Raw genomic sequence first — 26,314 nt, forward strand, 5'->3', positions numbered from 1 at the left:
AAGCCTTCTGGCTTCTTTTTATTCTTCATAAGATTTAAATGGTTCATTTTTACGTGGATAACGATCTGGAGAAATTGATAAGCCCATTTCTTTTTTCTCATGGAAAAGTTCCACTAATAGCGCTAGCATCATCAAAATCATTACGAATGAAAATGGCAGAGCGACAATAATTAAAACGTTCTGCAGCGCTAACAGACCACCAGACAAGAGTAAGACAATAGCAATCACTGCCAACACTAGCCCCCAAATTACTTTAGTTTGATTTTTTGGATTTAAATTACCATCTTCTGTCAACATAGCCAAAACGTACGTTGCAGAATCTGCTGATGTAATAAAAAATGAAAAAATTAAAATGATAGCAATAATGGATAAAAGCCAACCTAAAGTGTAGTGATTAAAAGTAGCAAACAATACTTCCTCTGTTGCAAACTTTGTCAAATTAGTACCCAGTTGTTGTACCTGAGTTGATAATGTGCCAAATGCTGCAAACCATACAAAACTCAATAATGTCGGTATTAAAAGAACTACCGTTAAAAACTCCCGAATGCTACGCCCTTTAGAAATACGAGCGATGAAAACTCCAACAAAAGGAGACCAGGAAATCCACCACGCCCAATAAAAAATCGTCCAATTATCAATCCAAGAACGTTTAGTATTGTCAAAAGCAGCTGCACGAAAGCTCATTCCAAAGAAATTTTGTAAATAAGAGCCTAAAGACTCTGTTAGGGTATCAAAAATACGAACTGTTGGTCCCAATACAATAACTAAAGCTAAGAGGGCTACCGCTAAAATCAAATTTAAGTTCGATAAAATTTTAACACCTTTTCCTAAACCTGATAAAGCTGACATAACAAATAAAGCTGTTGTAATCAGGATAATAACAATTTGAACAAATGCATTATTGGGAACACCCAATAAAAAACTTAACCCTCCGTTGATTTGAGCAGCTCCAAATCCAAGTGTCGTAGCAACTCCAATAACTGTAGCAACAACTGTGGTGATATCAACAATTTTTCCTAGCCAACCATCTGTCTTATCACCGAAAAGAGGCTTTAAAGTGACAGACAAGAGGTATTTCTCTTGCTTTCGAAATCCAAAATAAGCTAGAGCCAAAGCAACCAATGCATATACTGCCCAAGCATGTATCCCCCAGTGAAAAAATGTAAAACGAAATGCATCAGCTAATGCTGTTTGCGATTCCTTAGGTGCACCAGGTGTCGAAATAGCAAAATGCGATAAGGGTTCAGCTGCTCCGTAGAAGACCAAACCAATCCCCATACCTGCTGAAAACATCATTGCTATCCATGATACAGTTGAATATTCAGGACGTGAATGAGGTTGCCCTAAACGTATTTGTCCAAGAGGACTCATAATAAAAAAGACACACAAAGCAAGAATTGAAGTAACTAACAACAAGTACAACCAACCGAAATTGGTAGATACCTGTTCACGCAAGATTTGTGTCCAAGATTGAAAACCACGAGGAACAATAATTCCTAATAAGACTAAAATAAGCGATACAATTAGTGAACCTGTAAACACAGGCGTAATATGTTTTTTACTCAAAACTTCCTCCTACACTAAAATAGTATAGCATACTTTAATAAATACTCCTCTCATTTTAACCACCTGTATCAAGACCTCACCTTGTCTCCTCAACAAAAAAGAACCAAATAACATTATCTGGTTCTTGTGTTTGACTTAGTGATTAATCACTATTTGGTGTAAATACCAAATGTTCGTTGACAAAGGCATCAAATCCAAGGTGGCTCAACTCACGACCATATCCTGAATTTTTAATACCTCCAAACGGTAATTCCGGTAATGATGTCCACCCTGAATTAATAAATGTCATCCCTGTTTCAATCTGAGCCGCCACTTTTTTAGCATGTTCTGGATCAGAAGAGAAAACAGTACTTCCTAAACCATAACTAGAATCATTAGCTAAAGCAATAGCTTCTTCTTCAGTATCCACTTTATAGATAGAGGCTACGGGGCCGAAAATTTCTTGATTATAGATTGGATTTGCTTTAGTGATATTCGTTAAAACAGTTGGCATGACGAAGTTTCCTGGATGATCTATAGTGTCATTTCCAAAAACTACCTCAGCACCGTGGTCTACCGCCAATTTAATTTGTTTTAAAACGTCATCCTTTGCACCTGCAGATGACAGTGGAGCCAAGGTTGTTTCCGAATCCATTGGGTCACCCCATTTAGTAGACTTAAAGGTCTCAACTACCATATTTACAAATTCGTCATACTTATCAGCCATGACAATGAAACGTTTTGAAGATGTACATACTTGACCTGCATTATATAAACGCGCAAAGAATATTGTTTTACTAAGTAAATCAAAATCAGCATCATCTAAAATAAGAAAAGCATCGTTCCCACCTAATTCCATAGACGATTTTTTCAAATTTTTACCAGCTTCAGCTGCTATTGATGCCCCACCACGCTCAGAACCAGTTAAACACACACCTGCAACACGAGGATCTGATATAAGGTTTGAAACTTGATCATACGAAGCAAAAATATTTTTAAACGCTCCTTCTGGAGCTCCTGCTTCTCGGACTAAATCCTCAAACGCTTGAGCTGAGGCAGGACAAATAGAAGCATGTTTTAAAAGCATAGTATTACCCACTATAAAGTTAGGGGCAAATACACGCATAATCTGATAAAATGGGAAATTCCATGGCTCAACAGCAAGCAAAACACCGACAGCTTGCTTCAAATAGTAAGCCTCTCCATTTGGACTTTCTAACGGAACAGGTTTTAAAAACTTTTGCCCATTATCAGCATAATAGTCAGCTATGTCTGCACACAAGTCCACTTCTCCTTGTGCTTCAGTGAAAAGTTTTCCCATATCTTTAGTCATAACTTCAGCGTACTTATCACGATCCTTACGTAATAAATCTGCTACTTTATGCAATTGATTTTGGCGTTCTTCAACATTATCTTCTTTGCGCCATGTCTTGTAGAGGGCATGCGCTATGTCTAATGACTGTTCGAGATCACTGTCACTGATATTATCGAATTCATGCAATACTTCGTTAGTGTACGGATAAATTGTTTTATATGCCATAATGTTCCCTCCTTTTGATATCCTCATTATAACATTTATGAAATCGATTACAAATATTTAGCTTTAGACAAGATCACCAAGTTCCAAGGATAGCTTGCATTGTTAAACTAACTATAATAATGCCTAACCAACACGCTGCACCTAAAAGAATTGATTTTCCTCCAGTTTTAATTAGTTTGCTAACATTAGTATTTATACCAATTGCCCCCATTGCCATAACAATAAAAAATTTAGATAAAACCTTAAGTGGCTCAAAGATACGTAACGAAAAACCTAATGAAGCAACTATCGTTGTTAGCAAAGAAGCTAAGATAAAATAAAGCACAAACTTCGGAAATATCTTAGTAACACTTACAGATTGTTCTTTCTGCGTTTGTTTCATATGATAAATAGATAATACAATCGTAATTGGAATGATGGCTAATGTTCGTGTCAATTTAACAATAGTAGCTCCGCCCAAAGTATTGCTGTGATTGATAGCATCCCATGCAGTAGCAGTTGCTGTAACTGACGAGGTATCATTGACAGCAGTCCCTGCAAATAATGCAAAACCGTGATCAGAGAGACCAATAAAATTCCCCAGCGTTGGAAAAATTAAAGCCGCTAAGATATTGAATAAAAAAATAACCGAAATAGCTTGTGCTACTTCATCATCTTTAGCATTAATAACTGGTGCAGTCGCTGCAATTGCGGATCCACCACAAATAGATGAACCAACACCTATTAAAGTAGCAATCGTTTTATCTAACTTAAATAACTTTTGCAAAACATAAGCAATAATCAATGAAATGGAAATCGTCATAATAATGATGGGTAACGATGATATACCAACTTTCATCACTTGCATGAGGTTTAGTCCAAAACCTAATAAGACAACTGCTGTTTGTAAAATATATTTAGACGTAAAAGCAATACCCTTATTAAACAATTGTCGATTTTGATAAAAGGATCCAACAATTATTCCAATCAAGATAGCAAAGACTGGTGCTCCTATTAAAGGGAGATAAAGCCCAAGCAACCAAGATGGTATAGCAATAATAAAGCATAATATTAATCCAGGAATTTTTTCCTTAAATAACATGATAGTCCTCCTCACATTGACTATTATATCACAAGCTTTAAAACGTGGCAGGAAAACCGAAAGAGGACCAGAATATGCTCTGACCCTCTTTCATTACTAATTCACAATTATTTAGTTACTTTCATAAATGGATATGATTTTTCGTTACCTAAAATCAATTTAGAGCCCTCTTTTTTATAGGCTGTTTTTTCACCATTTTTCACAATATTACCATAGAACGCATTTGCCTTTTTATTGATATGCGATACTTTAATAACACTTGTTAAGCGATGTACTTTACCATCCATAACTGGCAATGTCATTTCACCAGTATTAGTATTATATTTTCCTCCGGCAGCTTGTGCAGCACTTTGAAAACTTCTATCAATTTGTTGGTCAATTTGTTGGTCAGTGATTTTTGTTTCATCAAAAATCTTTTTACCTGCTTCACTTAAATCATTGTAAGTCAAACCTTGATCTTTTAATTGTTTTTCAAGAGCTTTATCAATAAAAGTTTTTATAGCTTGATGGAATTTTACCTCATCAATTTGAGCAGTGACTGTTATCTTTGCCTCATCGTTTTTGACGTTCATATGCATATTAGCGCCCTTAACCAAATCAGCTGCACTAATCCCCATATCCGCTGCCTGACTTCCAAGTTGTTGTTCTATTTCTTTCTCAACTTGCTTCTCTAAAGAAACTGTACGCCATTTTCCCTCTAGTGACTGATGATTATTCCAGAAATAGAGACCGCCTGCACCTACAATTAGAATAAGTACTAGTACAGTTAAAAAAACTTTTAAAAACTTTTTCATGATAAAAACTCCTTATGATAAACTACATTAATCATAACATAATATCACAACTCCTTCAATTAAAATAGTAAAATAATTATATAAAAGTTTGTAATTTTATACATTTTAATAAAACCTATTATTTGTAAAAATGACATAATCTAAAACATTTAATTTTACTACATAATAATTATAAAACAATTAATCTCAGTAAAGGTTTTCATTTGTATATTTAAATATTTTTTCGAATTATTATATTATTTGTCGCTTTTTTATGGTAATATAAAATAAATATAGATTTTAAATTAATATATACATTTCTATATTTATTGATTTTTATCTCAGTATAACTTAGTGTCGTAGAGATTAATTCCTATCATTCACCGCTTTATTTTAGGATAACTAAACAATTTATTGTTTAAAACGAAAGGATTTATGAATGTCTAGGAAAACATTTAAACGTATACTATCGATTGGAGTTTGCACGCTCGTACTATCGATGAGTCTTTATTACACTGAAAAAGCCCACGCTATTGCTGGTCCTAGTGACCGCCAATACGTAGAAAACCCAAATCCTCACATTATTGTAAATGTTACAGGTACTGATCAAAACGGAAATAGCATTTTACCGCATTATATCGAAGTCAATGTAAAGATGGGACAAACTTTAAGTAAAAAAGAAATTCTAGATTATATTGCTCGAAATTTAAACTCTAGTGTTGGAGGAGAAAGTAAAAACGTTCAATACAGCAACATCGAGTTTAAGGAAAGTGCTTATCTGAAGCGTCAATTAGATGATGGCAAGACAGAAGAAATAGCAATTGATAACGACGGTGTTACTGTACCTAAAGATGGTCCAAACAAATTTTGGATTGACGTTCCAGTAACTTGTACTGTTACTCCTATCGTAACAGAAACACATGAAGTTCGATGGGGGACTCCAGTCGATATATCACACCGTATTTACTTTGTTGAAGAATCTTCTGGAAAAGTTTTAGATGAATACACAAATCTACACACTGCTGATTCGGAACTTAACGGTTATCGTGTTGGAGATTATATCACAGACTATGCACTTTCTAAGTCTGCTTACGAAGCTTTTTTAAACTCTCGTTTAGATAAAGAAGGTTACAAACTTCAACATCGTATTAGCACGAATGTACGACAAAACCTTCAAATTGATAAATTGATTTTCAATTATGACTTTAATGAGGAAAATATTCACTACCAAATCGGGAATATCCGTCCACTATTAAGTCGCTCATCAGCTGAAGTAGAATCTGACATCATTACAGAACGCTACTATGTTTCTAAAAATGCTAAAAGTTTAGCACGTACAGAATCAACCATTTCGATTAAAATGGTTGATGCCAAAACTAAACAACCGCTATTTAACCACACATTAACGGGTTATCAATTGGCAACTGTCTCCAATGTCTATAACAGACTCTTTGAAGAAAATCTTATCCCAACTACAAAATCAGGAGAAAAATATTTTATTCAAAATATGAAAAAAACAGCTGAACAAGAATATACTGTTTACCTTTCAGAAACACCTTATTCTAAAGAGAACGCTCCCGTAATTTCTTATGATGCAAGACCTGTTGATTGGGATTATCACTCAGGCGCTTCAGGATCACTTGAAAATCAGCCTAACATCTATACTGAAGAAGATTCAACTGAATTTTTGGGTAATAAACCACAAGCAGCTTGTTATCCAAACAAACAATTTGCTTGCGAAAATACTGACTCTACATACAACTATAGCTATTTAGAAAAATAGTTATAACCGATAGGGTTAATCTCTCATTATCTTATACTGATTAAAATCATTAAACTTGTTTCCATTTTGACTGGAAACAAGTTTTTTATATTTATTTGTCACATATAATTGACACTCTTCTTAGATTCTTTACTAAAGGAGCTAATAATCGTGAATCGTCTTAGAGAATACAGAATTAAAGCTAGCATATCTCAATTAGCTTTAGCAAAATCAGTTGGTGTCGCCAGACAAACAATAAACCTTATTGAAAATAATAAATACAATCCTTCGCTAGATCTTTGTATAAGACTAGCGGAATGCCTACAAACAGACCTCAATACTCTTTTTTGGGATAGTAGACATCTATAACAGATTAGACTCTCTAAATCTATGAAAACTCGGGAGGTTAGGTCGTGTTATTATTTCAATCTCAAACTTTATTAAATAGTTCAAGGATAGGAGAATATTATGAAAGAAAAGAAAAATTTGGGGATAAAATTAATAAAATCCCTATATGGTATTAATGGCCCATTCGATGAATACAGAGAACAAAAAATCAATTATCTTGGAAATCTATTATTTGCAACCACTAGTCTCTATCACATTTTATCCTCTATCATCGCCTGGTTCACGGTAAGTAAATATCCCACAGAGACTGCATATACTCTCCTAGCTTTAACATTCTTTCTATATTTTTGTATTTTTCTAATTGTTATTCCCTCTTATCTCAACAGTCATGATTTAATAACGCCACTAGAAATCTCAAAAAATGACTATCCAGTAGCAATAAAGAAAAACAAACAAAAATTTATCAAAATCGGGATATTTTATACTGTCATCCAGTGGCTTATCTTGGGTTTAACAACTAGCAATAACACTCCGCTGATTGTATCACTATTTTCTTTAAAAGTTATTTTGTCTAGTATTATGTCCGGTGTAGCTTACAATGGGGTTATGTATCTAATATTTAAAAACAATGTTGATATTGAAAAAGATGAATAATGACAACATTTCATCTCTAATTGTTCTCACTGTCTATATAAATAATAAGGCTGGAAAATTTTCCAGCCTTATTATTTATGGTAATATCTTTGCAGCATTAATCGCCGCTTCGTAGTCAACATCTGAATTAACATTGTCAACGTATTCGGTGTAAGTCACCTTATTATGCTCATCCAAAATAAGAACTGCACGTGTTAACAAATGCCACTCATTCATCAAAAGAGCGTACTCTTGACCAAACGAATGATCATAAAAATCTGATAATAAAATCACGTTATCAAGGCCTTCAGCACTGCACCAACGCTTCTGAGCAAATGGAAGGTCCATAGAAACAGTAATAACCACTGTGTTATCTAGCTCTGATAATTCCTCATTAAAAGTACGTGTTTGTTTTGAACAAATACCTGTATCAATAGAAGGAACAACGCTAATAACTTTCTTTTTCCCTTCAAAATCTTTTAAAGATTTTTGAGATAAGTCTGTAGCTATTAGTAAAAAATCTTTTGCAATATCCCCAACTTGTAGCTGTTTTCCTGTAAAAGTAACAGGATTCCCAAGAAATGTTGTCATAAGTTTACCTCCTTATCAATTACCTTTATTTTACTATGAAGCTTCTTCTTTTTCGAATAATTGAACTGATAATTAAAGGTACTTACTTCCTTCGCGTATGCTCAAAGTCGACAACTCATCACAATGATTACTGATAAAGTCCTTTACCCATACTTTATTATACTTTGAATAATCCCTAAGCGCCCAGCCAATCGCCTTATTGATAAAAAATTCTTGACTTCCTGTATTTCTTAAAATAAAAAGTGACAAAATATCAGTATTTGTTTTTTCTTTAAATCCTAGTTGATGCTCAATAGCTAGTCGCCTCATCCAAAAATCTTGTTCAAGTGACCATTCTGACAGTAAATTCATAACCTTGTCATCTTTTAAGGATAAGTTCCCAAAAATCTTAGTCAGAATATCAATACTATCCCACCACTGTTGATGACGAGCGTAAAACTCTAGTCTAGAGCAATCATTATAGGTGAGAAATTGACTCATAGCTAATAGATAATCAAGTACAAAATAATGATATTCACGATAGTCACTTTGCCAACATTTATCAAGCAATTGCCAATCAATTTTTGCTTGTCTTTTAGCGGCCTTTATAAGCTCTTTGTAGAGCATACGTCGCTCAGGTGATTTAATACCATAGCATTTAAAATGATGGCGTAAATAAGCCTCCTGTTGCTTAGAAACTTCTTTGTCACTTGCAGCTTTAAATTTCCTCTCTAAACTTAGGAATAAATCCATTACGTAATCCCCTTGTATTTTTCAAAAAGCGTTGTAATTCCTTCATGTACAGATTCTCTTGATAGTGGCTTTTCCCTTGTCAACTGCAATGGGATTTATGTACAAACATTTTTCAAATTCGTGGAAAAAGTGACTACTAAGTCCAAAACGATTTAATTTCGCTAACATTTGGTCTGCCCTTCCCAGCTGATCACCAAAATACAACACCATTTTTATCGGTTTCTCAATTTTAGAAACTTCTAGAAGCTCTCCCCTTTTTTGAGGATCAACATAAGCAATAAAGGGAATTTTAGAAGCCTGATAAGTAGCGTAATTAAAGACCTCATCAACAAAATATGGAATCTGATGGCGATGACAATATGAAATAATAGTACTAAAAAAGTCACTTTGTAAATAGTAACTATCCACTAAGTGACCATTTTCATGTAAAGTCGCACCATTTAAACCAATAATTTTTGATAAAGATAGCTTGTCGCCAAGGATACCTATAGTGTCTCTATAAGATCGTGCTGTAGCAAAAGTGACTCTATGACCATAATCAATCTGGGCTCTCTCTAGTATTCCTTGTATTTCTTTAGATAGACTCATACCATCAAAACAAAGAGTTCCATCTATATCAAAGACAAAATCCATTCTCTCAAAGTCCCATCCTTAAGTTAAAATAGGTTTTCATACGTGCATAAACATCTTCATCACCAACAAAAAAGATATGATCTCCTTGCTCTATAACTGAGAAAGGCCCCGGAGAAACAATAAATTTCCCTTCGTGTTCAATAGCCACAATAGTCGCACCAGTTTGATGCCATACATTTAATTCTCCTATTGACTTACCAAGGTGTTCAGAATCTTCACTGACAATAATTTCATATGGTGCTAGTGGGTATTGTTTACTAACCGCACGTGTTTGAAGCAAAAAATCATCAACTAAAGTAGCTAACTCTTCCATTTCTTGTTGCTGAGCCTTGATATTATCACGGATTTTACCTTTCAAAATAGCAACTGAATGAGAGGTTTCATATTGGTTTAAGAATTCAATTGCTTTTTCTTTAGAAAGAATAATGGCTCCACTGCCATGCTTTAAAGTTAAAATCTGTAAATCTGCTAAAATATTAAGACCCTTACGTGCTGTTTCTGGTGATACGTTGAATGTTGAAGCAATAGTTGTTCTAGATTTCAACTTCTCTCCAACTTCATAATCTCCATTTGCGATTCTTTGTGCAACCGCTACTGCTATTTTTTGATATTTAGATGTTACAATTTCAGATTGTTCAGAAACCATCCAACCCTCCTTATCCTAATAAAAACATACATATTAAACCACAATTAGCAAAATATTGCAAATATATCTTTTTTGTTAATATCTAATGTCTTTAGTAAATATCATATAAAAGGAGCTGGTCTCCCAGCTCCGAGTGTCTTATCATAAAAAGTAGTTTACTGAATTAAGATTCACTAGTACGAGCTTCTGAGATTTTTCCTTTTGCAGCCTCAGTACCATTTGATACTGCTTCTTTTGTTTTCTCTGCTCCAGAGGAAATTGCTGCTTTAGCTTTGCCAGCTTGTTCAGAAGCAAAGTTTCCTGTTGCTTGTGCTGCATCAGATACACGATCTTGTACTGTCACTGAGTCAGCTTCATGTTCAGCTTTAGTCTTAATATCTACGACATTTGCGTTCAATTCAACAACTTTAAGGTGGGTCATCACTTCAACGTTTTGACTGACAATCGCTTTAATGCTTTCAACGATAGCTGGGATATCCTTGCCGTATTCAACAACGATGTCTAAATCAACTGCAACTTCTTTAGTACCAACTTCAACATTTACACCATCAGTTACTGAGTCAGAATTTACAACGCTATTTTTTAGATTAGAGAAGAAACCTCCACTCACAGCTAAGAGTCCGTCTACTGATTCTAAAGCATGTCCAACAATTTTAGCAATTACCTTTTCTTCATAAGTTACTGAAGTTTTAATATCTTGTTTTTGATTTTCCATAAATAAATGACCTCAAACCTTCTAGTCCTTTTTCTTAAAGCTCTCTGAAGCACCCTTAATGGTATCTTTAATGTCAGCAAGTTTTTCTTTTGCATGACCTTTCAATTTATCAACTTTACCTTCAGATTCAACTTCTTTATCGCCAGTAAGTTTCCCAACAGATTCTTTTACTGAACCAGAAACCTTATCAACTTTTGCATCAAATTTTTCTTCAGACATAATAGCCTCCTACTAATAACAATACTTTAAACTATACTTAAATCAATTATTGTACACGTGGTTCAGACTTCATGTCTTCCACTTTATCAACACCGTTACCTACGGCACTTTTAACGTTTGAAACTTGATTCGAAGCAAATTCACCTGTTGCTTGTGCTGCATTTGTTACACGATCTTGAAGAGTTACTGAATCTTCTTCATGTTGAGCACGAGTTTTAATATCAACAACATTAACATTAACTTCAACCACTTCAAGGTCTGTCATACGTTTCACTTCAGCTTCAACAACTTTTTTGATATCGGCAAAGATAGTTGGAACATGTTTTTGGTATTCAGCAACAATATCCAAATCAACTGCAACTTGCTTTTTACCCACTTCAACATTTACGCCATCTGTAACTGAATCAGAATTTACAACGCTATTTTTTAAATTTGAGAAAAAACCACCATTTACAGCCAAAAGACCATCTACATGCTCAATCGCAATTCCAACAATTTTTTCAATCACTTTATCTTCGAAAGTTAATTCTCCACGAACAGCTGTCGTGCCAGAATTGTTAGTTGTGTTTTTGATGTAAGTTTCAGTCATAATAGTTCCTCTTTCTTTTATTTAAATAATGTAGAATAAATATAAACGAAAAATTTTATTTTCTCTTATTAAAGAATTGGTCAAGCATACCTGTTCTTTGCACATAAAGTCCAGCATAAGCACCTAGCACAATGATAACAAGAGCAAGAATTGTTTTAAAGAATCCAATGGTTACAATCATTGCAGCTAAAACGAGCCCAATAACTGCACCTCCTAGTGGATATCTGTATTTCCTCACGAATTCTGACATATTAGACTCCTATTCTACACGACTTTTATTCGTCTTAGCATTTCCAACATTTTCTTCTTCAACTTGCTTAACAAATACTCTAGTGTTCATTTTCTTTTCCAACCCAAAGAATTCTTTTAAGCCAAGTTCAACATCACTTTGAATATGTTCAAGTTGTTCCGGTACATTTGTACGAGAAGTTAAAAGACCTTTAACATCAACTTTCACTTTTTTCTTATATAAATGAGCTGTCACACTAGGAGATTTCATCAAACCAGTTTTTAATACTTCTGTTTTAACAAATCCCTCTATTGCAGATTTTTTTAACATCAATTTACCAGTTTTATCAGCTAGTTTATACTCTGTGTATCGTCTTGGATAAAACAGAACTACCAATATAGCCAGTAAAACGATTACAAACAGCACTAATGCTCCCCAAAAGAAATAATGATACATACCAACGTCAATCGGTGATGGCAAATTAAAATCCCAATCTAACCAATTAAAAGATGGTAGATAAATGTGTTGTTTACTGATAACAGCTACAAATCCTAGTAGGGTAAGGGAGATTAGACCTAGTAAAGTATATAAACTTTTTAGTCCTTTTGACATAGGTAACTCCTTTTCTAGTTATTCATTTTACCTAGTACAAATGAAGTAACAATGACAACAATAATCGCACCTACGATTGAAGGAATCAAAGCCATACCTGCTAATTTAGGCCCCCATGTTCCTAGTAAACTTTGACCAACAAATGAACCAACTAAACCAGCTAAGATGTTAGCTATCCAACCCATTGAACCACCTTTGTTAGTAACAGCCCCTGCAATAGCACCGATAATCGCACCTACGATTAATGACCAAATTAAACTCATGATAAATACCTTCTCTTTCTTAACTAATCATTCCACTAGTTATGTAGTTATGATTTTTTGCCTAATACAAATGAAGTAACAATGATAACGATAATCGCACCTACGATTGAAGGAATCAAAGCCATATCTGCTAACTTAGGCCCCCATGTTCCTAGTAAACTTTGACCAACAAATGAACCAACTAAACCAGCTAAGATGTTAGCTATCCAACCCATTGAACCACCCTTGTTAGTGATTGCTCCTGCAATAGCACCAATAATAGCACCAACGATTAATGACCAAATTAAACCCATGATAAATACCTTTCTTCCTAAGTACATCTCAGTGTACAAACTTATTTTGTTCTTAACTAAATAACAAGAGTTTCTTAAGTGACCACTCGGCAATTAATTAAGTTGTTAACTATACTAATATTATACAACTTTATAAAGTGACTGCCAAGTAAAAAGCTTGGTAAATGCTTTTATTTTTAAGTGACCACTTGATATTTAATTGATATTGTTATTATACTCTTTTTAGAAAAGAATGCAAGAGAAACGCTTCTTTTTTTAAAATAGTATGGTCACTTTTAGAAAACGCTTTAATATCAACCTTTTTAGTAAGTAAAAACCAAATGATAACTTATTTTTCTATTCAAATGATGCAAAAAGACTAAGAATACAATTCTTAGTCTCTGATTATTTAAGTATATAATAGAAGAAAGTTAGTTTTCCTTTTTGCTAATAGGAGCGACACTCGCTAATAATTTCTTTAACCCAATACCTGGAAAATTTATTTTTAACTCTTGAGTCTTTCCGCTACCTGAAACTTCAAGCACCGTACCGTCCCCCCATTTTTTATGAGTTGCAACATCACCAATCTCCCATGATGTCTCATGGCTATTGTTCGTGTTAAGAGCCTGGAGTTGGGCAGTTACTTGAGGTTGTGAATTACTTTTACGTGCCTGAAGCGCTTGTTGAAGACTCATTCCTTGACCAAATTGTGTAGGCTGTTCTTTTGAATATTTCACACCAAATGAAGAATTAACTGGTCGAGCTAACCCTTGATGTTGTATCAGCTCATCATCAATCTCACGTATAAAACGGGTTGGTCTATTATAACTAGTTTTACCAAATAAAGTACGGGTATTAGCATTGGTAAGGAAAAGTATTTGTTCTGCTCTCGTAATCCCGACATAAGCTAAACGACGCTCTTCTTCTAATTCATCAGCATCCTCTATTGCACGCGATAAAGGAAATACTCCTTCTTCCATACCGATTAAGAAAACAACTGGAAATTCTAGACCCTTGGCAGCATGTAATGTCATTAAAGTGACCTCAGCCGTTTCAGTGGCGCTATCATCAGTATCTGCTATTAAAGCTAAATCATTTAAAAAACGCGATAGACGATCTAAACCAGTTTCACCCTCTACTGTAATCTCTGGATTATCGTCAAAATTTTTAGTCACTGACAAGAATTCTTCAATATTTTCAATACGCGCTTGACTTTCTAATGTATTTTGAACTTGAAGTGCTTCTAGATATCCTGTCTTATCCAGTAGGTTTTCTGTAATCTCCGTTACAGTTAAACTATCTAGCTTACTACGTAGAGTCAAAATCAGATTAGCTAAATCCCAAACAGCTTGAGCAGCCTTCCCTTTTAAGGGCGACATCATGACATTTGAAGAGGCATCAAGAAGAGACATGCTCTGTTCATAGGCAAATGACCGTATTTTTTCTAAAGTTCCTGGCCCCACCCCTCTTTTAGGTTCATTTACAATCCGCTCAAAAGAAATATTATCAGAAGTATTTGCAAGGATATTGAGATAAGCAATAACATCTCGAATTTCTTTGCGACTATAGAATTTTGTTCCACCAACCATTGTATATGGAATATTGGATTTTAAAAGTGCTTCCTCAATAGTACGAGATTGAGCATTCGTACGATAAAGAACGGCAAAATCTTTGAAATTTTTTCCTTGTTCTCGAACGATGTTATCAATAGTTGATGCTACAAAAACGGCTTCTTCTTGCTCATTGTTAGCTCTATGATATACAATTTGCTCACCTTCATCATTTTGAGTCCATAATTTTTTAGGACGGCGATTTTTATTATGATTGATCACATTATTAGCAGCTTGAAGTATTTTCTTAGTTGAGCGATAATTTTCTTCTAATAATACAACTTTGGCTTGCGGATAGTCCTTTTCAAAATCAAGAATATTTTGCATATCAGCTCCACGCCATCCATAAATGGATTGATCGGCATCACCAACAACACAAATATTTTTGAAACGCGAAGCTAATAACTTAACTAATTGGTATTGAGCGTGGTTAGTATCTTGATACTCGTCTACATGGATATATTGATACCTCTGTTGGTAATAGGCCAAAACATCTTTATTCTGATCAAATAATCGAAGTGTCATCATAATCAAGTCATCGAAATCCATGGCCTCACTTCTACGTAATTCCTCTTGATAAGCTTTATAGCATTTAGCAATTACCTGTGTATACATATCTCCGGCTTGCTTCTCATATGCAATTTCATCAAGAAGGTCATTTTTAGCATTAGAGATTGTACCTAAAATTGAACGTTCATTCCACTTTTTTGTGTCCAAATTTAATTGCTTAATGATTCGCTTCATTAAAGTACGCTGCTCACCTGGATCAACGATTGTAAAGTTACGATTATATCCAATATAATCAGCTTCACGACGTAAAATACGAACACACATACTATGAAAAGTTGCAATCAAAGTATCTTGGGTAGCTGGATTCAAGGCGATAGCACGTTCACGCATTTCACGCGCTGCTTTATTAGTAAAAGTAATCGCTAAAATATTCCAAGGATTAACATATTTTTCATCTATTAAATAAGCAATACGATGAGTCAGGACACGTGTTTTTCCAGAGCCAGCTCCTGCCATAATCAAAAGCGGTCCGTCTGTCGTTTGTACCGCTTCTGCTTGTTTATCATTCATTCCAATTATTAAAGGATTCATTTCTACTCCTAATTTTGTCAAAATTGCTTCTCTAGTATATCATTTTTTCATATTTTTCCCAATAGAAAAAGGAGTTAAACAGACGCTGTCTAACTCCTACCTTTTTTACTTCTCTTTTCTCTCTCCAGTTACAAACATTGTAAAAATAGCAGTTGTAACCATCTCGCCTTTCTGATTTTTAATGTGAACATCAATGACTTTTGTAGTACGACCATTATGAACACAAGTACCGATGACAGTAAGCAGATCATCTAATCGGCCTGCCCTCAAATAGTTGATATTTGATTGTAGAGTTACCGCTTCATATCCTGTTGAAATAGCAACTAAACCACTGACTTGATCACACAGTGTAAACAAATAACCACCATGAGCATTACCATAATAGTTGAGCGAAGAGTCAACGACCTTCGTTGTTAAGGTAACTTGACCTTCTTCCCAGTTCTCAATTTCGTAATTCTCAAATACTTTTACTTGTTCTAAATTGAATTTCATTCTACTATAACCTCACTTTTTCTATGACCATTATAGCAGAAAATAAGGAAACCATAACTGTAAACGTTTTTATTTTAAACTTTTTAACTGATCTATCATAACAAAAGAGCTCAGATACTCTGAGCTCTTTTGTTATAATTTCATGCTTTCTTTTGGCAATATTAAATTTAATATAATACCCACTATAGCACTTAATGCTGTTCCTGATAAAGTTAGAGCACCTAGATCAAGGACTGCTCCACCGAGGCCTAAAACTAACATGGAACTGGCAATAATCAGATTACGAACCTCAGCAAAATTGACACGATTTTCAATCAACACTTTTAATCCATTACTTGCAATAACACCATAAAGTAATATAGCCATTCCACCAAGTACTGCACTAGGAATTGTAGAGATCAAAGCTGTAAATTTACCAAAGAATGAAAAAGCGATTGCAATAAAAGCTGCATTACGAATAACCGTTACAGAAGCTATACGCGTCATGCCAATAACACCTGTATTTTCACCATAAGTAGTTTCAGCTGGGCCTCCTATAAGAGCAGAAAATGCGGTTGCTAAACCATCTCCAATTAAAAGACGATTTAAACCTGGTTTTTTTAGAAAGTTACGCCCACAAATCTGACCTAAAACTGTATGATCACCGATATTTTCAGCAATCGTTACAATTGAGATTGGAAGAATTGCAAGCATTTCTGGTCCAAAGTAAAGTTTATAACTGTGAAATAAACCTGTCTTAAACGGTAAATAGAATTTTGGCAATTCAAACCAGGCAGCTTTTTCAACTGGAGATAAATCTACCAAGCCAAGAATGATTGATAAAATATAGCCTCCAATAATTGCAAATAAAAATGGAATAATCTTGATAAAACCTTTCCCTTTAGTATTGATAAAAGCTGCAATCAAGAATGTAACAACAGCAACTAGCATTTTACGCCAATCACCTTTAGCGACAAAACCTGCATTAGTTACAGCAGAGTTTGCCAAACCTAAACCAATAACAATAATCATAGGTCCAATGATTATTGGTGGCAAAATCTTATCAACCCATGAATTTCCTACGAACTTAATAACCGTCGCCACAACGACATAGATTAGACCTACAAAAAGAATACCTGTTTGAGCAGCCGAAATATCGCCATGCATTTGTTTCATGGCTAATGCCATAGCTGTAATATAAGCAAATGATGAGCCTAGGTAAACAGGGACTTTAAATTTTGTCGCAACTTGATAAATGAGCGTTCCGCAACCAGAAGCAAATAAAGCCACTGATACAGGCATCCCTAAAATAAGCGGAACTAATATCGTAGCTCCAAACATAGCAAAAACATGTTGAAAACTTAACAGCAAACCTTGAAATAATTCTGGTTTTTCATCGATATCTAGTAATAAGTTAGTAGAATGTACTTCCTTATCTACTAGAATTTGATTACTTTCACCTTTAGCATTTAAAGTCATATCTAGACTGGTCCTCTTGGGCATACAAAAAAGCCCACTTTCTATAGCAATATAGTCATAGGCTTTATTTTTTTCCTGATGTTTTTCTCACCTCACGGGATGAGTTTAAAAACCTACGCTGAAAGAATTATAGCATAAGACATTTTAGAAAACAAGACTTTTTTGAAACTATATTGACAAAACTATGCTTTTCCATTATGATAGTTAACATAATAAAATATACCGAATGACGTCATTCAGGAGAAGAAAGTTAGACTTTCGCCGAAGGAATTACACTCTCAGGTGTCTTAAGACAGGACTGATTGACAGACGGACTTCTGGAGAGACCTATAAGTAGCAACATCTTTGTATTGACACCAAGATGTGCTCTAGGCGCCGAAGGGGCAAGAAGAGTAAAACAACTCCTCCAATCTCTCAGGCAAAAGGACAGAAGCTAAAAGCCAATATTAATAATGAGTAGTAAGCTTATTAAGTTTACTACTACCTTTATTTGTGCGCTTTTTAGCTAGCATCTTTCAGAAGTTATCTCTTTTAGAGATAACTTTTTTCGTTTCATTACAGAATCCATAGGTATGTCATGTATCAAAGGAGAACATATGCTAACACTTTTTACTCATATCAATAGCTTCGTTTGGGGTCCACCTTTACTTGGTTTATTAGTCGGAACAGGTATTTACCTATCATTTCGCTTAGGTTTTATTCAATTGAGACAACTTTCTAGAGCTTTCAAATTGATTTTCCGAGAGGATAACGGGCAAGGAGATATTTCAAGTTATGCTGCCCTTGCAACTGCTCTTGCTGCAACGGTAGGGACAGGTAATATCGTTGGTGTGGCTACGGCTATTAAATCTGGAGGACCAGGAGCTTTGTTTTGGATGTGGGTAGCTGCCTTTTTTGGAATGGCAACAAAATACGCAGAAGGATTATTAGCTATCAAATATCGCACAAAAGATACTAATGGAGAAATTTCTGGAGGACCAATGTACTACATTGTCAATGGAATGGGACAAAAATGGAAACCATTAGCAGTCTTTTTTTCTGCAGCAGGTATCTTAGTAGCTCTTTTAGGAATAGGGACATTCACTCAAGTCAATGCAATTGCTTCTTCTCTTGAGCATACTTTCAAAATATCAACTAGATTTACCAGCCTCATTCTTGCTGTTATAGTATTATTTATTATATTTGGAGGTATAAAATCTATTTCAAAAGTTTCAGAAAAAATAGTACCTTTTATGGCTATAAGCTATATTTTAGCAACTCTGATTATTATTGCAGTTAATTACAATAAGATTCCACATACTTTCCAACTCATCTTTAGCGGTGCTTTTTCTGGGACAGCAGCCATTGGTGGTTTTTCTGGAGCTATCGTTAAAGAAGCAATTCAAAAGGGAATTGCTAGAGGAGTTTTCTCAAATGAATCTGGATTGGGTTCTGCTCCAATAGCCGCAGCAGCAGCTAAAACAAAAGAACCTGTTGAACAAGGCCTTATTTCAATGACAGGAACCTTCATTGACACTATTGTTATTTGTACTTTGACAGGGATTGCAATTTTAGTTACAGGAAAATGGCTAGAATTTGATTTACAGGGTGCTCCGTTAACACAAGCATCTTTTAATACCGTATTTGGCTCACTAGGTAGTTTTGCCCTAACCTTCTGCCTTGTCTTATTTGCTTTTACTACTATTTTAGGATGGAGCTACTACGGAGAGCGTTGCTTTGAATATCTATTTGGGACTAAATTTATTAACGCTTATCGCATTATTTTTGTCATTATGGTCGGCTTAGGTGGTTTCTTACAGCTCGATCTCATTTGGGTTATCGCTGATATCGTTAATGGTTTAATGGCTTTACCAAATCTAATAGCTCTCCTAGCTTTGTCACCAATTATTGTTAAAGAAACACAGAAATATTTTTCAGAGACTAAAAATATCACTAAGCCTTGAACTTACTAGTTTTATAGTCTGCTCCTAAGTGATATAATGTGTAGATGAAAGGAAATTAGGAAAATGGCAACTTCTACTGAAAACTTACAACTTGCAAAAAGAGGGCCTATTATTAGTATCATTGCCTATATAACACTGGCAGTCGCTAAATTAGCTGCAGGTTATTGGTTTGATGCTACTTCACTTGTAGCAGATGGATTTAATAACTTATCTGATATCTTAGGAAATGTAGCACTCTTAATTGGTTTACACTTGGCTAGTCAACCAGCCGACTCAAACCATCGTTTTGGTCACTGGAAAATTGAAGATTTAGCAAGCCTGATTACCTCTTTTATCATGTTTGTCGTAGGTATTCAAGTTTTTATTCAAACTGTCACTAAGATTATTAATAATACTGATACTAACATTGATCCTCTAGGTGCTATAGTAGGTGCTATATCTGCTCTTGTTATGCTTGGCGTTTATTTCTATAATAAACAATTATCTCAAAGAGTAAAGTCTAGCGCTCTGGTTGCAGCTTCTAAAGATAACCTTTCTGATGCTGTGACATCTATCGGCACATCTATTGCTATCATTGCGGCTTCTCTAAATTTTCCTATTATTGATCGTTTAGCTGCTATCATTATTACTTATTTTATTCTTAAAACAGCTTATGATATTTTTATAGAATCTGCTTTCAGCTTATCGGATGGTTTCGATGATTATCAATTAAAACAATACGAAAAAGCTATATTAACAATTCCTAAAATATCCGCTGTAAAATCTCAACGTGGACGTACTTACGGTAGTAATATTTACCTTGATATTGTTCTCGAAATGAACCCTGATCTCTCAGTCTTTGAAAGTCATGCCATTACCGAAAGAGTGGAAAAACTACTCAGTGATAAATTTTCTGTATATGACATAGATATTCATGTAGAACCCGCTTCTATCCCAGAAGACGAAATTTTCGATAATGTTTACCAAAAATTATACAAAAACGAAAAAATCATCCTAGCAAAAATTCCCGGTTATGAGACCTTTATTAGTCCTGACTTTTATATGATTAATGAAAAGGGAAATATTATCACTTCTGACATGCTCACTAATGCTACAAATCATTCATTGGCAAGCAACTTTAAATATTTCAATGTAAAATCAATTAGTCAAAAAACAAAACTTGTGTCTTATGAATTGGAAGGTAAACGACATACTAGTATTTGGCGCCGTAATGAAAAATGGTTCTTAATCTACCATCAAATAACTGCCAAGTCAAGCCCGTATAAAACGAGACGATATCAAATCACTTCCCTTGATTAATATACTATTTAATCAGTTACTCTTGATAAAATAGCTTACAAAAATAAATTAAAAAGATTGAGAAGAATCTCGGTCTTTTTAATTTGTTTTTATGTAAACGTTTCATAGCCTTGAAAATTACTTTCAGAGTAGTAGACTATAATGGAAGGAGTTTTTCATGAAATTATACGTTCAATTAATGGTTATTTTAACCTTTTCATTCGCTGGTGAGGTTCTATCTACTTTATTCAACTTACCTGTACCAGGTAGTATTATTGGATTAATATTACTATTCCTAGCGTTAAAATACAAAATCATCAGGCTCAGGCATATTGATGCCGTGGGGAATTTTCTATTAGCAAATATGACCATTTTATTTTTACCACCAGCAGTTGGACTGATGGAGCACTTTCAAGACATAAAGCCCTATCTTTTTGGGATAGCTATCATTATCTTAGGAGCGCTATTTCTCAATATTCTAACTATTGGACTGGTATCCCAATGGATCAAAAAGAGATATGAAGGAGATTATCCAGAAATTGGAGGTAAAAATGGCAACTTTAACGAATAACCCTATCTTTGGTATTATGTTAACCGTATGGGCGTATTACATTGGCATAAGGATTTTTAGAAAATATCCTTCCCCTGCAACAACTCCACTTCTTTTGGCGACTATTTTATTAATTGCTTTTTTAAAATTAACACATATCTCCTATAAAGATTACTACAATGGTGGTTCATTTCTAACGATGTTAATTACGCCTTCAACGGTTGTATTGGCTATTCCTCTCTATAGAACCTTTCATTTAATGAAGCATCACATTAAAAGTATTAGCATTAGCATCATCTTAGCTTCTGTTATCAACACAGTTTTTACCGCAATAATTGCTAAGTTTTTTGGTATGAAATATTTCTTAGCAATCTCACTTTTCCCAAAGTCCGTAACTACAGCTATGGCCGTTGGAATTACAAGTAAAGCAGGTGGATTAGCTACTATCACTCTGGTCGTAGTTGTTATTACAGGCATCTTAACAAGCGTTTTGGGTCCTATTTTTCTAAAATTATTAAGGATAGAAGATCCTGTTGCTATAGGGCTCGCGCTAGGAGGAACTGGGCATGCTATAGGAACTGGACAAGCCTTAAAATATGGCCAAGTTCAAGGCGCCATGGCTGGACTAGCAATTGGTATCACAGGAATTTGCTATGTTATTGTCAGTCCTTTAGTTGCAGGCTTAATATTGAAATGAGGATAAGGAAAGTAAACCCAAAATAATTATGTTATAATATTTAAAAATAGAATTTAGGATAAATAATTATGATACCGTTAAAAAAAATAACTGTTGGAACGATTGTCTGTCTCTCATTTTTGGGTTTAACAGCATGCTCTTCTTCAAATACTCAGCAAACCTCTACTTCAAAATCAAATGTATCACAACATAAAAATATCAAAGCTGACCACGAAGAATTACGTTTGAAATTTAATAAAGTAAAGTTAGGGGTTAAAGCAAATAACTTTAAAGGAGGCACTAGTCTCGCTGAATTAAAACAATTATTTGATGGCGAACCAAACGAAAAATTTGATACACCAGCGGGAAATGTCACTCTTAAAGGCTATCGTTGGAATGTCGATGATATCTCCATCACTATACAATTATTAAACGATAGTAGCATTGTTCGTTCAATTAGTAATTTTAAGTTTATTCGTGATGCCAACATCACAACAAAAGATTATAATAGTTTAAAAAATGGCATGTCATACAATAAAGTAAAAGAACTTCTAGGAGAACCTGATGATATTTCTCAAGCAGTTTCTTCAGATAAAGAGGAACTACAGGCTGCATGGATTAGTGGCATTCAGTCGTCAGATAGTGATCCAGGAATTAACCTTACATTTGAAAATGATAAACTCACTAACAAACAACAGCATGGTTTAAAATAAAAAGGCATTAACGCCTTTTTATTAATACCTTAATTACTTATTAGAAATATTTTATTACACAATAGTTTAATCTTAGTATCTTAACTTAGCCCCTTAATAGTCATATTAACTAATTATGATACTAACTTACACAGATTTCAAACTGATTCTCCCTTATTTGTCAACCTTAGTTTTACTTATCAGAAATGAGGAGAATCACTTTGTGAGGCAAGGTTGGAGATAAACTAATATAAAACCTATAACATAAAGCTTTATGGAGCATCTATTATCCATCTTAAGGGAATCGAACCCCTATCCCAAGAACCGGAATCTTGTGTGATATCCATTACACTAAAGATGGTAGTACATGTTACATTATAGCATACTTTATCAACAAAAACAAAAAGACTTGCTAAAGCAAGTCTTTTAATTATTATAATTCAATATCACCGAATAAGTCAGCCATAGAGAATCCAGTTTGTGTTTCTGGAAGCTCGTAGTCGCGTTTTTCTTGACGACGTGGACGACGTGGACGTGATTGACGTTTTTCTTCTTTTTCACCTTCTGCTTGCGCTGGACGCTCTTCAAGAGCTTTCATTGAAAGTGAGACACGTTCTGCATCTGAATTAACTTCAAGAACTTTAACAGTAACTTCTTGTCCTGCAGATAATACGTCTTTAGGATTTTCAACACGTTTGTGTGAAATTTGTGAAATGTGTACAAGTCCATCAATGCCAGGTAACACTTCAACAAAAGCACCAAAGTCAGTCAAGCGTTTTACTTTACCTTCAATAACATCACCAGCAGCAAGTTTTTGTTCAACGCCATCCCATGGGCCAGGTGTAGTTGCTTTAAGTGAAAGTGATACACGACCAGCTTCTTCATCAATTGAAAGTACTTTAACTTCAACTTCTTCACCAACAGTTACAACTGATTTAGGTGAAACATTGCGCTCATGTGATAATTCAGTTACGTGTACAAGTCCATCAACACCACCAAGGTCAATGAAAGCACCAAAGCTTGTTAAACGAGCAACTTTACCAGTTACAACTGAACCTACTTCAATGTTTGAGAAAACTTCTTTACGTGCAGCAGCTGCTGATTCTTCAACAACTTCACGACGTGAAAGGATGAAGCGATTTTCTGCTGCATCAACTTCTTTGATTTTAGCATCAAATTCTTGTCCAACAAATTTTTCAGTGTTACGTACAAAACGAGTATCAATCATTGAAGCTGGGATGAAACCACGAAGTCCTTCAAATTCAACTGAAAGTCCGCCTTTAACAGCACGTGTACCTTTAACAGTAACAACTTCACCTTCACGACCAACAAGTTTGTCCCATGCTTTACGAGCTTCCAAGCGTTTTTTAGATACAAGGAAAGTTACTGTATCAGTATCTTTACCTACAACTTGACGAAGAACAAGTACTTCAACTGTGTCGCCAGCTTTAACAAAATCATTGATATCAGCATCACGATCGTTAGTCAATTCACGAAGTGTCAAGACACCTTCAACACCAGTACCATCGATAACAACGTTTGCTTGACCGTTATCAACTGTTAAAACTTCCGCAGTGACAACGTCACCAGGGTTCACTTCGCTAACACTGTTTAGCAAATCTTCAAATTCATTCATTCTAAAAAATCCTCCAACAAAAGCTAGCCGAGCTAGCTTTTGATAACAATATATTTTCTCAAGGTAACCCGCAAGGACAACAAATATCTCTTTGACGGTGTCAAACAAAAGTTTGATACCTTTGACTGGGGTAGCTGGATTCGAACCAACGCATGAGGGAGTCAAAGTCCCTTGCCTTACCGCTTGGCTATACCCCAAATAATGGAAAGAGAGGGATTCGAACCCCCGAACCCGAAGGAGCGGATTTACAGTCCGCCGCGTTTAGCCTCTTCGCTATCTTTCCGTAACAACACTGACTATTCTACCACAGATGTTGTTAGCACGCAAGCTTTTTAAATAAATATTAGCGATTAAGATTATATTCTTCAATAATATTTCCCATAGCTTGATCTAAATTTTTATAGAATCCACTCACTTGCTCACCTTTAATCACAGCAAATTTAGAATCTAGCTCTGCAATTTGACCTACAATTTTTTTTCCAATAACGAGTTGGTATCCATCAACCTTAGTTCCATTAACTGTTACTTGAGCGTCTGAAATTTGAATTTCAATTTTCTTATCTTTTTTACTCACTATTAACTCCAATATCTCTTTTTATTGTTTTTTATTGTACACAAAATACTAAAAGCTTGCAAGAGCAAGCTTTTAGTATAGACTTAATCTACTTTATAAATCCACCCTTCTGGTGCTTCAACATCACCAAACTGGATCCCTACTAACTCATCATATAGTTTGCGTGTCGCTGGACCAACTTCTGTCTCACTGTAGAAGACATGGAAGTCATCTCCGTTTTGAATTCCTCCAATTGGTGAAATAACTGCGGCTGTACCACATGCGCCAGCTTCTGTGAATTTATCTAATTCGTCGACAAAGACATCTCCTTCAATCGCTTCCATACCAAACCTTTCTTTAGCAAGGTAAAGCAATGAATATTTAGTAATTGAAGGTAAAATTGAAGGACTCAAAGGGGTGATAAACTGATTATCTTTAGTAATTCCAAAGAAATTAGCTGCTCCAACCTCTTCAATTTTAGTATGTGTCGCTGGATCAAGATAGATAACATCTGAAAATTGTTTCTCATGAGCATATTTCCCAGGAAGAAGACTAGCAGCATAGTTACCACCAACTTTTGCAGCTCCTGTACCATTCGGTGCTGCTCTATCATATTCTTTGGAAACAATAAAGTTAGTTGGTGTTAAACCACCTTTAAAATAACTACCTACTGGCATTGCAAATACCGTAAAAATATATTCTTCAGCAGGTTTAACTCCAATAATATCTCCCACACCAATTAATAAGGGACGAATGTATAATGTTGCTCCTGTACCATACGGTGGAACAAACTCCTCATTAGCGCGTACAACAGATTTAACCGCTGCAATAAATTTGTCTGTCGGAACATGTGGCATTAAAAGACGATCTGCTGTTCTTTGAAGTCGTTCTGCATTTTGATCTGGACGAAATAACTGAATAGAGCCATCTTTAGTTCTATAAGCTTTCAATCCTTCAAAAGCTTGTTGCCCATAATGGAGAGCAGGTGAACTTTCTGAAATATGTAGTGTTGCATCATCTGTCAACTTGCCATCATCCCATTTCCCATCTTTAAAATGCGAAATGTATCGGAATGGTAATTTTCTGTAAGCAAAACCTAAATTATCCCAATCTAAATTTACTGTCATAAGGTACCTCTTTCT

At 34.8% G+C, this 26,314-nt stretch carries 28 protein-coding genes, 3 tRNA genes, 1 pseudogene and 1 riboswitch; of the genes and pseudogenes, 8 read left to right on the top strand and 24 right to left on the bottom strand.

Features of this window, described 5'->3' with window-relative positions; genetic code table 11:
- Positions 1-18: 18 nt before the first annotated feature.
- From QOR44_RS05605 to QOR44_RS05620, 4 genes are all read right to left on the bottom strand, one after another.
- Positions 19-1,566, bottom strand: coding sequence for a BCCT family transporter (locus tag QOR44_RS05605; protein WP_000037478.1), 1,548 nt, complete (start codon positions 1,564-1,566; stop codon positions 19-21).
- Positions 1,567-1,708: 142 nt separating this feature from the next.
- The gene (locus tag QOR44_RS05610) at positions 1,709-3,085 is read right to left on the bottom strand and encodes an NAD-dependent succinate-semialdehyde dehydrogenase (protein ID WP_000323654.1); all 1,377 of its coding nucleotides are present in this window, start codon (positions 3,083-3,085) and stop codon (positions 1,709-1,711) included.
- A 73-nt stretch (positions 3,086-3,158) separates the two neighbouring features.
- Positions 3,159-4,166 (bottom strand): YeiH family protein, encoded by a 1,008-nt coding sequence (locus tag QOR44_RS05615; RefSeq protein WP_000897651.1) that lies wholly within the window; start codon positions 4,164-4,166, stop codon positions 3,159-3,161.
- 107 nt (positions 4,167-4,273) lie between these two features.
- Positions 4,274-4,960 (bottom strand): hypothetical protein, encoded by a 687-nt coding sequence (locus QOR44_RS05620; RefSeq protein WP_000714060.1) that lies wholly within the window; start codon positions 4,958-4,960, stop codon positions 4,274-4,276.
- A gap of 478 nt (positions 4,961-5,438) precedes the next feature.
- Between QOR44_RS05620 and QOR44_RS05625 the strand changes: the two genes are divergently transcribed.
- From QOR44_RS05625 to QOR44_RS05635, 3 genes are all read left to right on the top strand, one after another.
- Complete coding sequence (locus QOR44_RS05625; protein WP_000061229.1) at positions 5,439-6,722, top strand: hypothetical protein; 1,284 nt, start codon at positions 5,439-5,441, stop codon at positions 6,720-6,722.
- Positions 6,723-6,872: 150 nt separating this feature from the next.
- A complete protein-coding gene (locus tag QOR44_RS05630) occupies positions 6,873-7,070 on the top strand; it encodes a helix-turn-helix transcriptional regulator (protein WP_001081068.1) in 198 nt (65 codons plus the stop codon).
- A 99-nt stretch (positions 7,071-7,169) separates the two neighbouring features.
- Positions 7,170-7,703, top strand: a complete 534-nt coding sequence (locus QOR44_RS05635; RefSeq protein ID WP_000660088.1) for a DUF3278 domain-containing protein — start codon at positions 7,170-7,172, stop codon at positions 7,701-7,703.
- 75 nt (positions 7,704-7,778) lie between these two features.
- On the opposite strand, the gene tpx is transcribed toward QOR44_RS05635, so the two are convergent.
- The 14 genes and pseudogenes from tpx to QOR44_RS05705 form a co-directional block, all read right to left on the bottom strand.
- Positions 7,779-8,273, bottom strand: a complete 495-nt coding sequence (tpx, locus tag QOR44_RS05640) for a thiol peroxidase (RefSeq protein WP_000206525.1) — start codon at positions 8,271-8,273, stop codon at positions 7,779-7,781.
- 72 nt (positions 8,274-8,345) lie between these two features.
- Positions 8,346-9,005, bottom strand: a complete 660-nt coding sequence (locus QOR44_RS05645) for a DNA alkylation repair protein (protein ID WP_000362932.1) — start codon at positions 9,003-9,005, stop codon at positions 8,346-8,348.
- Positions 9,005-9,638, bottom strand: a pseudogene (locus QOR44_RS05650) (HAD hydrolase family protein). Before QOR44_RS05650 ends, QOR44_RS05645 begins: the two are co-directional and overlap by 1 nt.
- 4 nt (positions 9,639-9,642) lie before the next feature.
- A complete protein-coding gene (locus QOR44_RS05655; RefSeq protein WP_000253260.1) occupies positions 9,643-10,284 on the bottom strand; it encodes a GntR family transcriptional regulator in 642 nt (213 codons plus the stop codon).
- A gap of 163 nt (positions 10,285-10,447) precedes the next feature.
- Positions 10,448-10,999, bottom strand: a complete 552-nt coding sequence (locus QOR44_RS05660) for an Asp23/Gls24 family envelope stress response protein (RefSeq protein WP_000431296.1) — start codon at positions 10,997-10,999, stop codon at positions 10,448-10,450.
- Positions 11,000-11,020: 21 nt separating this feature from the next.
- The gene (locus tag QOR44_RS05665) at positions 11,021-11,218 is read right to left on the bottom strand and encodes a CsbD family protein (RefSeq protein WP_001288036.1); all 198 of its coding nucleotides are present in this window, start codon (positions 11,216-11,218) and stop codon (positions 11,021-11,023) included.
- Positions 11,219-11,264: 46 nt separating this feature from the next.
- Positions 11,265-11,807, bottom strand: a complete 543-nt coding sequence (locus QOR44_RS05670) for an Asp23/Gls24 family envelope stress response protein (protein ID WP_000141116.1) — start codon at positions 11,805-11,807, stop codon at positions 11,265-11,267.
- 55 nt (positions 11,808-11,862) lie between these two features.
- A complete protein-coding gene (locus tag QOR44_RS05675; protein WP_001288927.1) occupies positions 11,863-12,057 on the bottom strand; it encodes a DUF2273 domain-containing protein in 195 nt (64 codons plus the stop codon).
- Positions 12,058-12,066: 9 nt separating this feature from the next.
- Positions 12,067-12,648, bottom strand: a complete 582-nt coding sequence (gene amaP / locus QOR44_RS05680; protein ID WP_000033484.1) for an alkaline shock response membrane anchor protein AmaP — start codon at positions 12,646-12,648, stop codon at positions 12,067-12,069.
- Between the two features lie 14 nt (positions 12,649-12,662).
- A complete protein-coding gene (locus QOR44_RS05685) occupies positions 12,663-12,911 on the bottom strand; it encodes a GlsB/YeaQ/YmgE family stress response membrane protein (protein WP_000053321.1) in 249 nt (82 codons plus the stop codon).
- A gap of 47 nt (positions 12,912-12,958) precedes the next feature.
- On the bottom strand, positions 12,959-13,204 hold the full coding sequence (locus tag QOR44_RS05690) for a GlsB/YeaQ/YmgE family stress response membrane protein (protein WP_000523009.1): 246 nt from the start codon (positions 13,202-13,204) through the stop codon (positions 12,959-12,961).
- A 410-nt stretch (positions 13,205-13,614) separates the two neighbouring features.
- Positions 13,615-15,894, bottom strand: a complete 2,280-nt coding sequence (gene pcrA / locus QOR44_RS05695; protein WP_001068641.1) for a DNA helicase PcrA — start codon at positions 15,892-15,894, stop codon at positions 13,615-13,617.
- A 105-nt stretch (positions 15,895-15,999) separates the two neighbouring features.
- Positions 16,000-16,386, bottom strand: coding sequence for a PaaI family thioesterase (locus tag QOR44_RS05700; RefSeq protein WP_283572681.1), 387 nt, complete (start codon positions 16,384-16,386; stop codon positions 16,000-16,002).
- A 132-nt stretch (positions 16,387-16,518) separates the two neighbouring features.
- Positions 16,519-17,844, bottom strand: coding sequence for a uracil-xanthine permease family protein (locus tag QOR44_RS05705; protein WP_000174080.1), 1,326 nt, complete (start codon positions 17,842-17,844; stop codon positions 16,519-16,521).
- 307 nt (positions 17,845-18,151) lie between these two features.
- A riboswitch (glycine riboswitch) is annotated at positions 18,152-18,284 on the top strand.
- 156 nt (positions 18,285-18,440) lie between these two features.
- Here QOR44_RS05705 and QOR44_RS05710 point away from each other — a divergent pair.
- From QOR44_RS05710 to QOR44_RS05730, 5 genes are all read left to right on the top strand, one after another.
- Complete coding sequence (locus QOR44_RS05710; protein ID WP_000956729.1) at positions 18,441-19,787, top strand: alanine/glycine:cation symporter family protein; 1,347 nt, start codon at positions 18,441-18,443, stop codon at positions 19,785-19,787.
- A gap of 63 nt (positions 19,788-19,850) precedes the next feature.
- Positions 19,851-21,086, top strand: a complete 1,236-nt coding sequence (locus QOR44_RS05715) for a cation diffusion facilitator family transporter (RefSeq protein WP_000235899.1) — start codon at positions 19,851-19,853, stop codon at positions 21,084-21,086.
- Between the two features lie 157 nt (positions 21,087-21,243).
- Positions 21,244-21,636, top strand: coding sequence for a CidA/LrgA family protein (locus tag QOR44_RS05720; protein ID WP_000781334.1), 393 nt, complete (start codon positions 21,244-21,246; stop codon positions 21,634-21,636).
- Entirely contained in the window at positions 21,617-22,312 is a 696-nt protein-coding gene (locus QOR44_RS05725) for an LrgB family protein (protein WP_000224245.1), read from the top strand. Before QOR44_RS05720 ends, QOR44_RS05725 begins: the two co-directional genes overlap by 20 nt.
- Before the next feature lie 68 nt (positions 22,313-22,380).
- Entirely contained in the window at positions 22,381-23,004 is a 624-nt protein-coding gene (locus QOR44_RS05730; RefSeq protein ID WP_000612513.1) for a DUF3862 domain-containing protein, read from the top strand.
- Positions 23,005-23,272: 268 nt separating this feature from the next.
- Here QOR44_RS05730 and QOR44_RS05735 read toward each other — a convergent pair.
- The 6 genes from QOR44_RS05735 to QOR44_RS05760 all read right to left on the bottom strand — a co-directional run bounded on the left by QOR44_RS05735 (position 23,273) and on the right by QOR44_RS05760 (position 26,299).
- Positions 23,273-23,344: transfer RNA gene (locus tag QOR44_RS05735), tRNA-Arg, on the bottom strand.
- A 72-nt stretch (positions 23,345-23,416) separates the two neighbouring features.
- Positions 23,417-24,619 (bottom strand): 30S ribosomal protein S1, encoded by a 1,203-nt coding sequence (gene rpsA, locus QOR44_RS05740; RefSeq protein WP_001001614.1) that lies wholly within the window; start codon positions 24,617-24,619, stop codon positions 23,417-23,419.
- A gap of 125 nt (positions 24,620-24,744) precedes the next feature.
- Positions 24,745-24,816: transfer RNA gene (locus QOR44_RS05745), tRNA-Gln, on the bottom strand.
- 5 nt (positions 24,817-24,821) lie between these two features.
- Positions 24,822-24,902 (bottom strand) — tRNA-Tyr (locus tag QOR44_RS05750).
- 60 nt (positions 24,903-24,962) lie between these two features.
- Complete coding sequence (locus QOR44_RS05755; RefSeq protein WP_000037098.1) at positions 24,963-25,193, bottom strand: DUF2969 domain-containing protein; 231 nt, start codon at positions 25,191-25,193, stop codon at positions 24,963-24,965.
- An 83-nt stretch (positions 25,194-25,276) separates the two neighbouring features.
- On the bottom strand, positions 25,277-26,299 hold the full coding sequence (locus tag QOR44_RS05760) for a branched-chain amino acid aminotransferase (protein WP_000217780.1): 1,023 nt from the start codon (positions 26,297-26,299) through the stop codon (positions 25,277-25,279).
- Positions 26,300-26,314 lie beyond the last annotated feature (15 nt).

The sequence above is a fragment of the Streptococcus agalactiae genome (genome assembly GCF_949788565.1).
Lineage (GTDB): Bacteria > Bacillota > Bacilli > Lactobacillales > Streptococcaceae > Streptococcus > Streptococcus agalactiae.